Below are 13,226 nucleotides of genomic sequence, written 5' to 3' on the forward strand. Positions count from 1 at the left end.
TCATCGATAAAAATAATTTATCATAAAGAAAAAAAACTCGATTTTTAAGTATGCGCGATGCTGAACATACTTCCCCGCGATGGAATAACAGAGGTACTCATACACCATGAGCTTTGAATCAGAAAAACGTTTTAACGATCTGCAGCACTTCCCACGTGGCATTCGCCGCAGCGGTAACTTTACTGTTGGTGAGAGTGATCTGCTGGAACGCCATGGACATGCCATGATGGAACTGTACCAAGGCAAAAGAGAGCCAAAAGATGATGTTGAAGCTGCTTTTGTTGAACGCGTAAAAGCTGGCGACGCCGCTGGTAACCCGTTCGCTAAAGTATGGCTGAAATATGTCAAGGTGATCGGCCCGCGCCGCGTACACCGTCTGTGCACTTCTAACGGAGACGAAGGCAGCTTCGAAACGGTAGAAGAGTCACTGGAGTAATGGACACGGATCTGCTGCGCACTTTTATTGAGGTCAGCAAAACCCGTCACTTCGGACGCGCCGCCGAGAATTTGTATCTCACACAATCGGCGGTGAGTTTTCGTATCCGCCAGCTGGAACAGCAGCTGGGGGTCAGTCTTTTCGCCCGCCATCGCAATAATATCCAGCTCACTCTCTCGGGTGAACATCTCCTCCCCTATGCAGAAACGATACTGCAGACCCTGGGCCGAGCCAAGCAGGCTTTGATCAGAGATGATGCTATGCAGCATCAGCTCGTTATCGGAGCACCGCAGGTCTGCTGGGAAATGGGATTACAGCAATGGCTGGATGGCTGGTTCAGTGAACAGCAGAATCAGGCCATGCGGCTGGAAACAGGGAATCGTGAACAGCTTTGCCGGCAGCTACTGGAGCGCTCGCTCGATCTGGCGGTAATAACCGAACCAAGCAAGATTGATGAAGTGAGCGTTCAGCAGGTTGGTGAATTTCAGCTGTGTCTGGTCAGCCGGACTTCTGGTCTGAATACCAGCATGCTGACAGAACAGGCCGTGATCTGGCCCGACTGGAACACCAACATGGGTTCGGCAACAGTTCCTGCGGAATTATTGCAACGAATGCCTACACTGCAGACCAGTTCGGCTCAGCAGGCATTACATCATCTGCTGAAACATGGCGGTGTCGCTTATCTGCCACAGCATCTCATCGCCAGTCACCTGAAAAATGGCGAACTGCATTTCGTGGAAGGCGTACAAGTGCTGCTCCGCCCGGTTTATCTCGCCTACCGAACCGGCAGCGAACAACAGCCACATATTGAATCACTGCTGAACCGTCCGCTGCGTCTGAGCACCCTGTCCGCTTAAAACTTACGCTTATTGACCTTGACGGAACTGTTACGCAATACCAGACGTGGTGACAGGGTTAGATGATGCGTGTCCATCTCTTTACCTTCGATCAGCCGTATCATCTCCTGACAGCCTAAACGGCCGATTTCACGCATTGGCTGAGCAACGCTGCTGATATTCATCACCTGCGCCAGCAGGGTATTATCAAAGCCAACGACCTGTATCTGCTCCGGGATCTGATAACCGCGCTGCAGCAACACATCCATCACCTGTTGTGCGGCCACATCGTTAAAAGCAAAAATCGCCGAGAATGGCAGTGACGGATGGTTATCCAGATATTCTTTAAAGCGATCCGCCAGTTCAACCGCGGTGAGTGCCGGCGTCTGAATAATATTATCCGGAGATAGCGGTACGCCTAACTCTGCCAGTTTGTCTCGGAAACCACCAAACTTCTGCTCTGTCTCATCAATGGCCCCAAGATAGCCAATGTTCGTGTGTCCCATACTCACGAGGTGTTCTGCAATCTGGGCACCCCCTTCGATATGATCAACCGCAACGCTGGTCATGCCAGGCACCAGTTGTGTCAGAGCCACGATCGGAAATGGCTGATTACTGATCGTCATCAGATGCTCTGTACCACGGGAACAGGGAATAATAAACAAACCATCAATCTTGTATTGCCGGCAGGCATTCAGCAGCGACAGTTCCCGCTGGGCGTCTCCACGCGAATTAAACACCAGCAAGGCCCGGCCGAGGTATTGAGCCTCCTGTTCCACTATATCCAGCAACTCGGAAAAATAGGGGTTTGCCAGCGTAGGCAGAATAATCGCAAACAACAACTGGCGATCCGCACCAGCCCGGCGGTTGCCGAGCGGCGGACTATAGACATAACCCAATTCTTTAATCACGGCGCGCACATGCGCAGTGGTATCGGGTGAAACCTTATCGGAATTATTCAATACACGGGAAATCGTGGCAATTGACACCCCCGCTAATTGAGCAACATCTCTTATCGTAGCCATTTATGTTCCGTATCTTATTTGCCCGGGGTCAGCAAATGCCATTCGGCATCCGCCACAACCGCCCCGGTTGTTAATTCAGCACGCAATGTGTGTTCCGGCCCTTGTTCCGGAAATGCCAGATTAGTGATGGAATAACGCCCTTCATCCACCAGCAATTCGACCGAGCAGCGATCAAGTAACAACTCCAGCGTCAATTTACGGTTAACACCTAACCGGATCACATAATCATGCGGGAAACCCTGATCGTAAGCTTCATTACCGTAAGCCCCCTGACGTAAACACTGCAGCACCAATTCATTATTCTGTGCTGTCAGAATCAACTGCGTGCCCTGCATGGGAGACAGCATCAGAGAACTGTTATCTTCCAGCGATACCGCCAGTTTGATCTGTAAGGCTTCGGTCCATTCAATATCAAACAGTGATGCCGGCGCTGCGCATGACATACCGTATAACTGATGATTATCCGCCAGAGTATTTTTCAGTTCACGGATAAAGGCGTGATGTATCCGCAAACCGTCATCGGTTGGTTTCAGGGTTAATTCATGCGGAATGCTCATCGCTGAACGCCAGCTCTGCGTCGGCAAATGGTTGGCGTAAGGCCAGCAGCTCATCCAGCCAAGCGCCAGACGACGCCCGTCAGCTTGCGGAATATCTGCCCAGGTTTGCGTGGCGTAAAAATCACGGCCATAGTCGAGCCACAGTACAGTTTCCGGCGTATTGTCGTTGCTGAAATGTTCCCCATCGAACCGGCCGACAAAATACTGGGTGCCTGAGCCCGCAATGTAAGCCTCACGCTGAACCCCGACGATCAGGATCCAGCGACTTTCGCTCTGCCCTTCTACCTTGATTTCAAACAGATCCGGACATTCCCACGCCCGCTCATCATGCGCGCCATGGCCTTCACCGAAAGAAGAGCTGAACTGCCAGTTTTTGGCGTCGGCAGAACGGTAAATGCCCACTTTTTGCCCTAGCGTAACCACCATAATCCAGTGCTGCGAAGGTTCATGCCAGAACACTTTCGGATCGCGGAAGTCCTGCAGACCGGGATTAGGGATAACCGGATTGCCACTGTATTTTGTCCAGTGACGACCGTTATCCGCACTGTATGCCAGCCCCTGGCTCTGCGGAAAGTCCACATCATCCGGCAGCTTCTCGGCCGCAATGGTGTAATAGGCCAGCAAGCCATCTTTTCCGCCAAACAAACCGGACTTGTCACCCTTATCAACAGCAGCTGTACCGGAAAAACACATCCCCAGTTCATCAGGCACAAGTGCAATCGGCAGATGCGTCCATGACAGCAGATCGGTACTTACCGCATGTCCCCAGTGCATCGGTCCCCAGACGCTGTCGCCGGGGTAATACTGATAAAACAGATGATATTCACCATCTTTATAAACCAGGCCATTCGGGTCATTCAGCCAACCAAAAGCCGGCGCAAAGTGGAACAACGGACGGTAGTGTTTTTCGGCTAACATAGCAGCTCCGGATAAAAGATATGTAACAAAAATTAGTTACATAAAGGTGAGTTTACTGATGACTATATTTTGGCGAAATATACGCCTATGACGTGGATAAAAGCAGAGAAATGATGAAAATAAGGTGTAAAGCATGCTGAAACTCACAAACAGCGTTACAGTGAGTTTCAGAAAATAAAATTCAGCCAGCGGGGAGTATCTCCGTATCACTTAGTCCGGAAGTCTGATCTTGCTAGTACCTGATGGCTGTCCAGTCCGATAATCTGCAATTCACCATTGGCGTATACCGCATAGCTGGCCTCAGCACCATTGCGCGGGAAAGTGATCGAGCCGGGATTGATCCGGTAAATGCCCTTTTCATCCAGATCGATGCCGGCAATATGCGTATGGCCACTCAGCAGCACATCCCCCGCTGCCAAAGGCAACTCACTCGCTTCATACAGATGGCCATGCGTCATAAACCAGCGCCGACCGCCAAGCAGCAGCTGATTGTGTGCCGCCAGACAGGGAAACTGCAGTAACATCTGATCCACTTCGCTGTCGCAGTTGCCTCTTACCGCAATAATTTTTTCCCGTAGCGGATTCAGTAACGCAGCCACTTCAGGTGGCGCATATCCTTCCGGCACCGGATTGCGCGGGCCATGATTCAGTACATCGCCCAGCAGCAGATAATAATCCGGATGAAATTGTTCCGCATGTTGCAGCGTTTTTTGCAGGGATGGATAACAGCCGTGAACATCAGAAATAATCGCGAGGGAGAGCATGACGGGCACCTCATAACAATGCAGAGAGGAACCATTATAGGCGTCAAAAAGCAACGCGCCCAGCAATGCCGGACGCGTTCAGAGGTTAGTTTTTCTGAATGAAGCCGATCAATCCTTCCGGCTGCCATTCGTAGTAAATCTCACTGCGCTGGCCACAGCAACTACCGCTGCAACCACCGGCGGATACTTTACGCACCCGCCCTTTGCGCATCCAGACACCAATCATGGCATCAATGGCATCTTCCGAGGTCTGAAACTGCCGGGCCAGTTCGCGCCCGGTCATACGTTGTTGCTGCTGCAGACAATCAGCAATATCACGCAGGATCATATCAGCACCTTCTTGTTCAGCAGAATGTCACCACGGTGACGCATTCCCAGAGTCAGTAACAGGAAGCCGCCAACGTAGAACACGATCCAGAATAAACTGGTGGTCGGATGACTGTTAAATGTTGCCACCTGGAAATACAGTGTCGATGCAGCAAACGCCAGCAGGTTACACCACATGGCGACAAAAACTGCCCAGTTACGACCTGATTCACGGAACAAAGCCCCCATCGCCGCAGAACATGGCATGTAAAGCAGCACGAACAACAAGTAAGCAAATGCCCCAGCCGCACCGGCAAAATGCTGCTGCATGTTGTCATAGATAGAAACATCAACTTCCTGACTTTCTGCCGCCGCCTGCTGATCGGTGATATCACCAATATCCAGCCCGGCCGGGTCTTTGACATTGATACCCGCCAGGTTAGCCGGAATCGTTTCGACAGCTTCTGTCACTTTTGCCCACAGGCTGAATTCAGCAGCATCTTCTTCACCAGTCGCATCAGACTGATACAGCGTGTTCAGCGTACCAACCACGGCTTCTTTCGCGAAAATACCGGTAATGATACCGACAGTAGCCTGCCAGTTGTCCTGCTGAATACCCAGCGGTGATAACACCGGTGTTACTTTCTGAGCAGCCACAGCCAGCAGTGATTTACCGTTATTCTGGTTACCGAAAGAACCATCAGTGCCCATGGAGTTAAATACACTCAGTACGGCTACCAGCAACACAATCACTTTGCCCGCACCCAGGATGAAGATCTTCAGGCGCTGCCAGGTTTTCAGGAAGATATAGCTCAGACGTGGCAATTCGTAATCCGGCATCTCCATGATGGAAGATTCGCTCTTGCCCGGCAGGATCGTGTTACGCAGTACCAGACCGGTAAAGACTGCCGCCAGAATACCCAGCAGATACAGCGCAAATACCACGTTCTGGCCTGATTCAGGGAAAAATGCCACCGCGAACAGCGCATAAACCGGTAAACGCGCACCACAGGACATAAACGGTGCCATCGCATTGGTCAGCATACGTTCACGTTCTGAATTCAGCGTACGGGTTGCCATGAACGCAGGCACCGAGCAGCCAAAACCCATCAGCATCGGCACAAACGCCTTACCCGGCAGACCCAGATAACGCATCAGGCGATCCACCACAAAGGCGGCGCGGGCCAGATAACCCGATGCTTCCAGCGCCGCCAGAAACATATACAGGAAACCAATCACCGGAATAAAGGTGGCAACCGTCTGGATACCACTGCCAAAACCATCAGACAGCAATGAAATCAGCCATTCTGGTAAGCCGATGTGTTCAAACAGCACGCGGGAGCCTTCGACAAAAATACCGCTGGCAAGAATGTCGAAAAAGTCGATAAATGCGCTGCCGAGATTAATGGCAAACAGGAACATCAGATACATCATGCCAAGAAAGAATGGCAGACCTAACCAGCGGTTCAGCAGCAGATTATCCAGCTGTTCACTGCGTTTCTGACTCAGTTTGCCATGCTGACGCAATGTCGGACGGCATTCGTTATAGACATAGCTGAAGCGGGCATCTGCCAGCGTCAGATCCAGATCCTGCGCTTTCTGTAAGTGCGCAACCTGCTGCATCGCTGAACCGGAGATCTGCCCGGCCATCGATTCTTCAACCACCGGATCCTGCTCCAGCAGACGCAGTGCACAACCACGAGCCGATAAATGCGGATGGTTTAGCTGTGATGCAAGCTGGTTCACCAGCACATCGATTTCTTCACCATAAGTCAGCGCTAATGCCTGAGTAGCCTGCGTCTGTTCAATCAGTGCCGGCAAAATAGCTTTAAATGAAAGCACTTCCTGGCGGTTATAGGCAGACAGCGCGACAACCGGACAACCCAGCTTTTCACTGAGTTTATTCGTGTCGATAGACTGGTTCCGGCGTTTCAGTACATCGTATTTGTTCAGCACCACCAGCACTGGCAGCCCCAGTTCCCGGAGTTGCAATGTCAGCAGCAGCGAACGTTCCAGACTGCTGGCATCAACCACGTTGATCACCAGATCCGGCTTATTATTCATCACATAACGGAAGGCGATCTGTTCATCGATAGAACTGTCACGGCTCTCGAGAGCATAAATACCCGGCAGATCGACCAGCTCATAGGCATAGTCTTCAAACTGAAATTGGCCGGTCTTTTTATCAACCGTGACCCCGCTCCAGTTACCGACCTGCTGGTTGGCACCGGTCAGCGCGTTGAAAAGGGATGTTTTCCCGCTGTTAGGATTACCGACTGTGACGATGTGATGACTCATACGGCTTGCACCTCTATTAAACGGGCTAAGGCTGTCTGAATCGATAGTGTAATGCTGGATGTCGCGATTTGCAGCGGATCACCCATCGGCGCCTGCCGGATAAAACGGACTTCAGACGAAGGTAATACACCCATCGCCATCAGTTTGCGTCTTATGGCTGGTTCAAGTTGCGCCAGGCTCACTATGCGGGCTGTTTGTCCCGGTGTTAATTCAGACAGTAACATACCTAACCACCAGTTATTGAGAATCATTATTAATAAGATTCAGTGTAATGATTCTCCCCGCAAAATAAAGTGTTTTTTGTGAGGAAAATCCTTTTTTCCGATAGATATGTTCATCAAAAAACATGCCATTACATATGGCATACATTTTTGCAACATTATGGAAACAAAGACGAATTAATTAAAACAATGACAGCTGCGTATCGACGATTTGATCGAAGTGCAGATGAATATGAGGCAGGATGGCATCGGCCACCGGTTTGAGCTGTTTCTCAATATAATGCTGATAATCCAGCGGATGCTGCTGGTAGGCCACCGGCTCCGGACCCTGCGTGGTGATCACATATTCAATCCAGCCTCGGTGCTGATAACGCGGCGGCAATCCCCGCTGCCGGCGGATCTCATCAGCCAGTCTGGCGGCACGTACATGCGGCGGCTGCGTTTTGTCATAATCGTCGAGTTTGCGACGTAACCGTTTGCGGTAAACCAGACATTCATCCAGTTCACCGCGTTGTGTTTTTTCGATGGTTTCCCGGATAAACTCCCGCGGATCCTGCTCCTGAAAAATACGTTCATAGAGTCCGGTCTGGAACATCTTGGCCAGCTCCGTCCAGTCGGAACGTACCGTTTCCATCCCCTTAAAGACCAGTTTATCCCCGCCATTTTCATGGCAAAGCCCGGCGTAACGCTTCTTGCTGCCGAGTTCGGTTCCCCGTAATGTCGGCATCAGAAAACGGTGATAATTACGCTCAAACTGCAATTCCAGACAGGAATTGAGCTGCATCTCCTGCTTCAGGCGCTCCCGCCACCACTGATTGATCTGCGTTACCAGTGTTTTACCAATCTGCTGCGCCTGTTCCGGACTGACACGGTTTTTGAGCCAGACAAACGTTGAATCAGTATCGCCATAAATGACGGTATAACCATGCGACTCAATAAAGGTGCGGGTTTCCTGCATGATCCAGTGCCCGCGCATCGTGATACCGGAAGCCAGTCGCGGATCGAAAAAACGACAGCCGACTGAGCCCATCACCCCATAGAACGCATTCATCAGGATCTTGATGGCTTGTGAGCGTGGCTGATCATGGTCCGCTTTAGCCTGTTCCCGCGCCTGCCACAGATGATCGATCAAGCCGGGCAGAATATGATGTTTCCGCGAAAAGCGGCCGCCAACATAAGCCGGAATGGTCTCCTCTTCCGGCTCCTGTAAGCCGTGCACTAACGCCAGCGGATCAATATGAAAGGTGCGGATGATACTGGGATACAGGCTTTTAAAATCCAGCACCAGCACATCATGGTAAAAACCGGGCAGTGAATTCATCACGTAGCCGCCGGGTGAGGTAGCAACCGCGCCGTACGGTAAGTTCGGTGCAACAAAGCCAGCCTGATGTAAGCGGGGAATATACAGATTAGTAAAAGCAGCCACTGAACCGCCGTAGCGATCCAGTTCCAGCCCGGTCAGCTGGCTACGTAAACAGAGAAACGGAATTAAGTGACACTTATCGAAAATTTCCAGTACCAGCCGGCAATCTTCCAGATTGTAATGTGCCAGCGCCGGTTTATCGTGATGAAATAACCGGGTGATCTCGGCGATCCGGTCATCGGGATCATGAATCGCTTTCCCGCGGCCAAGCAGCTCCTGAGCTACCGACTCCAGCCCGTAGCGTTCAAAGCGGAACGTCGCTGATTTCAGGGCTTCAATACCATCCAGCACCATCCGGCCAGGCAGAAGCAGTTGTCCCTGTTGATCATCCATTCTTGATGGACGCCAGCGCATCAGGCTTTGCCCCCTGCCCCAGCGCAATGGATGCTTATGGAATTCAGCCCGTCGCAGCAGTAAACGAAAATCAAAATTCACCACATTCCAGCCGATGATTAAATCCGGATCATGGTGTAACCACCAGCGCTCCAGTGCCAGTAACAGCGAAAATTCGTCATTCACCCATTCAATATTCATCTCTGCGGGTTGCGGAGCACCGACCATGATCACCTGCGATATTTCACGACCATCCGGCTCCCGCAGCAACAGCGCAACGGAATACAGTTCGCCACTCATGGCACATTCAAGATCCAGTGACAACACACGGAATTTGGGGGTCACCTCGGCAGGTTCCAGCGCGGTGACCTTAATCTCACGAAAGCCGGCCCGTTGCCGGTAATGACCGCTGAAACGCATACCGGCAGTGATAAACCGCTGCATCAGACAGACATCGGCAAAACGCAGGTCACTTTCATGAATTTCGATCTGATGCAGCCGCAGTAATTCAACGGCCCGGTGATAGACCGATAACGTCGGGAAACAGCAAGCTAGTACCGGTTCATGCTGGAAAGTGAGCAGAGAGGTGGTACGCAGACGGCCATGCAGATGATGCTGGCGGAATAATTCTAATGCGCGCTCTTTATCCCGTTGCGGCAGATAAAAGCTGAGTAACTCACCATCTAGCAACAGGCGAACCGGACCATCGTCAGTAGCCAGCCAGTATTCCACCTGAGCATGGTCTGCGACATCACGACTTTGCCGGGTCAGCAGAAACCCCGTCTGGCGGGTAATAAACATCAGCTGCTATTTTTTCCCATAGCCGGATTTCTTCAGCGTGAAACCAGAATCGTTACTCCAGGCATCCAGACCACTGCGGTTATTCCCGGCAATCAGACTGGCAGCCAGACTCGGGCTGTTAAACAGATAGTCATCCGTAAAAAGGTAATTATCTTTAGTGCGCACCAGCACGCCTTTCACCAGTAAATTATTACGCAGATCGATCACCGCCTGCCGCAAAGATCCCGCCTGTTCCAGCGTTGCGGTCGATCCCTGAGTGATCATAAAGCCGGGCTTATAACGTTGTCCGACCGGGTAACCACTGGCCTCGGCATCTTTTACCAGAAAACGGTATAACTCCCGTTCGCCGGGTTTGTTTGTCATCAATGCTTTTTGCAGAACCATTAAGTCGTCAAATATATCGATAGGAACCACCGCCGCAACGCGGTTGCCCTGACTATCCACGATAAAATTGACCTGTTTGTTCAACATCCGTGACTCCCCGTATTTTCTGTAGGTATCCTACTGATTTAATACTCGTTTTTTAGCCGGAATGACAACTTTTTAATGTGATATCTGACTGATTCTGCAAAGTAGATAAAGCAGTGACATCATTCTTTAGCAAACGACGCTGAAACCAGTTGTCTGACATGCTCTCCCACTTCCTGCAGCGAATAAAAAATCGCGCTGTAACCGACATCCGCAGACAGCGTAGTGTGCACCGTCGTAACGGCTAAAACAGTAAGCCCCGCGTCATGCGCACTGCGGATACCGGTCGGTGAATCTTCCAGCGCCAGACATTCAGCAGCAGAGAGATTTAACCGTTCAAGCGCGGTCAGATACGGCTCAGGATGCGGTTTGGCATGTTGTACATCATCACGGGTAACAATCAGCGGGAAGAAATCACGCCAGCCCAGATTATCCAGCACCGGTTCGATTTCACACCGGTATGATCCTGTCACCAGCGCCATGGCCAGTTCTGTTTGCTGTATTTTTTGCAGCAAAGCTTCCGCGCCGGGCATCGGTACCGGCAATTCAGTCTGCAATAAAGCGAGAAAACGGGCCGTTTTCTTATCCATTAGCTGCTCAATCGTAATCGGCAACTGATAGTCACGGATGAGTGTTTCTGCAGTCGCGTAAGTAGACACCCCTGAGAACTGTGCCATATACCGGCTTTTTTCCAGCGAACAGCCAAACGGCTGCAATTCCGCCTGCCATGAGGCATAATGCAGATGCTCGGAATCCACCAGCGTGCCGTCAAAATCAAAACAGATCGCTTTTACCATTTTTCTGTCCCCTCATATTTATTTCCCGCAACCCGCAGAATACATAAAAAATCAAAAAATATGATTATTTATACTTGATGCCAGCGTTGTTTTTCACGATCATAGCGCTACTTTTGATGTTAGGACATTACCGACTATGGTACGCGAAAGAGATGCGATGCTGGTTCATGCGTTTCGTCATTCTACCCCTTATGTAAACCATCACCGTGGTTCTACATTCGTTATCATGCTGAGTGGCGAAACCATTGCTGACGAAAACTTTTCATCACTGATTGCGGATATTGCACTATTACATAGTTTGGGGATCAGGCTGGTACTGGTTTTTGGTGCCCGTCCACAAATTGATGCTGCACTGATTCAGGATAATATCCCGCTGCGTTTTCATAAGCATGTTCGCGTAACTGATGATGAAACATTCAGTGTCATCAAACAAGTCTGTGGTGGTTTGCAGCTGGATATCATGGCGAAAATGTCGATGGGGCTGATCAATACCCCGATGGCAGGCGCTAACCTGAACGTGGTCAGTGGCAATTTCGTGACATCGCAGCCATTAGGTGTCGATGAAGGTGTTGACTACTTTCATGGCGGCCGCGTACGCCGCGTCGATGCCGATGGCATCAAACGTCAGCTGGATCAGCAGAATATTGTGCTGATTTCACCACTTGGTTTCTCGGTGACCGGTGAAAGCTTCAGCGTCAGCTCTGAAGAAGTCTCGGCTAAAGTTGCCATCGCACTCAAGGCAGACAAGCTCATTTCATTCTGTTCTCATCAGGGCGTTATCAACGATGATGGCGAGGTGGTGGCAGAACTGTTCCCTGAACAGGCTGAAGAATATTTAACCCGCCTGGAAGAACTGGGCGATGACAGTTCAGGTACCGCACGTTATTTCCGTGCTGCAATTGCTGCCTGCCGCTCTGGCGTTTCCCGCAGCCACCTGGTCAGTTATCGTGAAGATGGTGCGCTGGTGCAGGAACTGTTTACCCGTGATGGTATCGGTACGCAGATTGTTCGTCACAGTGCTGAACAGGCACGTCAGGCGACGATTGATGATATCGGCGGCATTATGGATCTGATCCGTCCGCTGGAAGCTGAAGGCATTCTGGTTAAGCGTTCCCGCGAACAGCTGGAAATGCAGATTGATAACTTCTTCATCATTGAGCGTGACGGGATGATCATCGCATGTGCAGCGCTGTACCCGTTCCCGGAAGAAGCGATGGCAGAGATGGCGTGTGTCGCCGTTCATCCGGAATACCGCAGCTCGAACCGCGGCGATCGGATGGTTTCTCAGATTGAAGATCTGGCTCGTTCCAAAAATATCAAAAAGCTGTTTGTACTGACGACCCGTTCAATCCACTGGTTCCGTGAACGCGGATTCGAGCACGTCGAAGTCAGCGCGTTGCCAATGGAAAAACAACGCCTGTATAACTACCAGCGCCGTTCAAAAATTCTGATGAAAGATTTGTAAGAAGTAAAAGAAGCAAAAAAAGACGGGGCCGTAAAATAGTCCGGCCCCGGTTTGGCAATGGAGATTTCTGGTTTCCACGGAGCGCAATCTATCAACTTGCCCCATAGTGGTTCGTGTCAGTCGTCACAGTTTGTTGCACTCGTTACCCGCCATTAACATAAAGTAAAACCTTCATCACACTTCCCCCTCACAAAAAGCACTGAAATCATTCAATATTTATTTTTGTTTACCTCTGATCGTGCAGTAAGGATTCCCCTTTTTGGTGTTCGCCTGTTAGAATAGGCGGGCAAATGCATAAATTTGCACCCCATTGGACACAGCTCAGATGCGCATGGAATTTGCCATCGGCTGATACGTTAAATGGGGCCAGAAGAGGAGCGTTACCCAGGTCGCTGACAACAGGTGCCAAAACCGTTGAAGGTCAGTCAGGGGGTGTAACGCCGAGATAACCATCATCTTTGGCGATGTTGTTTGTCGGCTGCGGGGGCTGAATCCTCCGGGCTGTCACCTGAGGGTGGAGCGCTTCTGGCTGGAAAGAATTCCCTTCCTGCCGCACAAGTTGCACCTTCGTTGTATCA

12 protein-coding genes and 1 riboswitch are annotated in these 13,226 nt (G+C 50.8%); of the genes, 3 read left to right on the top strand and 9 right to left on the bottom strand.

What is annotated here, in order from left to right; translation table 11 throughout:
* Positions 1–106 precede the first annotated feature (106 nt).
* Together TOLA_RS10870 and hdfR are read left to right on the top strand one after the other, a co-directional pair.
* A complete protein-coding gene (locus TOLA_RS10870) occupies positions 107–436 on the top strand; it encodes a MaoP family protein (protein ID WP_015879206.1) in 330 nt (109 codons plus the stop codon).
* Positions 436–1,293 carry an HTH-type transcriptional regulator HdfR gene (gene hdfR, locus TOLA_RS10875; RefSeq protein ID WP_015879207.1) on the top strand — a complete coding sequence of 286 codons (858 nt, stop codon included), beginning with the start codon at positions 436–438 and terminating at the stop codon, positions 1,291–1,293. Before TOLA_RS10870 ends, hdfR begins: the two co-directional genes overlap by 1 nt.
* Here the strand turns inward: hdfR and TOLA_RS10880 are convergent.
* The 9 genes from TOLA_RS10880 to TOLA_RS10920 form a co-directional block, all read right to left on the bottom strand.
* A complete protein-coding gene (locus TOLA_RS10880; RefSeq protein ID WP_015879208.1) occupies positions 1,290–2,297 on the bottom strand; it encodes a LacI family DNA-binding transcriptional regulator in 1,008 nt (335 codons plus the stop codon). The two genes, hdfR and TOLA_RS10880, sit on opposite strands and share 4 nt — an antisense overlap.
* A gap of 14 nt (positions 2,298–2,311) precedes the next feature.
* Positions 2,312–3,772, bottom strand: a complete 1,461-nt coding sequence (locus TOLA_RS10885) for a glycoside hydrolase family 32 protein (RefSeq protein ID WP_015879209.1) — start codon at positions 3,770–3,772, stop codon at positions 2,312–2,314.
* Positions 3,773–3,978: 206 nt separating this feature from the next.
* Positions 3,979–4,536, bottom strand: a complete 558-nt coding sequence (gene yfcE / locus TOLA_RS10890) for a phosphodiesterase (protein ID WP_015879210.1) — start codon at positions 4,534–4,536, stop codon at positions 3,979–3,981.
* A gap of 85 nt (positions 4,537–4,621) precedes the next feature.
* Positions 4,622–4,864 (bottom strand): FeoC-like transcriptional regulator, encoded by a 243-nt coding sequence (locus tag TOLA_RS10895; protein WP_015879211.1) that lies wholly within the window; start codon positions 4,862–4,864, stop codon positions 4,622–4,624.
* Positions 4,861–7,140 carry a Fe(2+) transporter permease subunit FeoB gene (gene feoB, locus TOLA_RS10900; protein WP_015879212.1) on the bottom strand — a complete coding sequence of 760 codons (2,280 nt, stop codon included), beginning with the start codon at positions 7,138–7,140 and terminating at the stop codon, positions 4,861–4,863. Before feoB ends, TOLA_RS10895 begins: the two co-directional genes overlap by 4 nt.
* Positions 7,137–7,364, bottom strand: coding sequence for a FeoA family protein (locus TOLA_RS10905; protein WP_015879213.1), 228 nt, complete (start codon positions 7,362–7,364; stop codon positions 7,137–7,139). Before TOLA_RS10905 ends, feoB begins: the two co-directional genes overlap by 4 nt.
* Before the next feature lie 178 nt (positions 7,365–7,542).
* Positions 7,543–9,918, bottom strand: coding sequence for a DNA polymerase II (locus tag TOLA_RS10910; protein WP_015879214.1), 2,376 nt, complete (start codon positions 9,916–9,918; stop codon positions 7,543–7,545).
* Between the two features lie 6 nt (positions 9,919–9,924).
* Positions 9,925–10,389, bottom strand: coding sequence for a DUF4357 domain-containing protein (locus TOLA_RS10915; RefSeq protein ID WP_015879215.1), 465 nt, complete (start codon positions 10,387–10,389; stop codon positions 9,925–9,927).
* 119 nt (positions 10,390–10,508) lie between these two features.
* Positions 10,509–11,183 (bottom strand): HAD family hydrolase, encoded by a 675-nt coding sequence (locus tag TOLA_RS10920; RefSeq protein ID WP_015879216.1) that lies wholly within the window; start codon positions 11,181–11,183, stop codon positions 10,509–10,511.
* 136 nt (positions 11,184–11,319) lie between these two features.
* On the opposite strand from TOLA_RS10920, the gene argA reads away from it, so the two are divergent.
* Entirely contained in the window at positions 11,320–12,648 is a 1,329-nt protein-coding gene (gene argA, locus TOLA_RS10925) for an amino-acid N-acetyltransferase (protein ID WP_015879217.1), read from the top strand.
* A gap of 362 nt (positions 12,649–13,010) precedes the next feature.
* A riboswitch (Lysine riboswitch) is annotated at positions 13,011–13,181 on the top strand.
* The last annotated feature ends 45 nt before the right edge of the window (positions 13,182–13,226 follow it).

Origin of the sequence: Tolumonas auensis DSM 9187, assembly GCF_000023065.1 — a bacterium.
GTDB classification, from domain to species: domain Bacteria; phylum Pseudomonadota; class Gammaproteobacteria; order Enterobacterales; family Aeromonadaceae; genus Tolumonas; species Tolumonas auensis.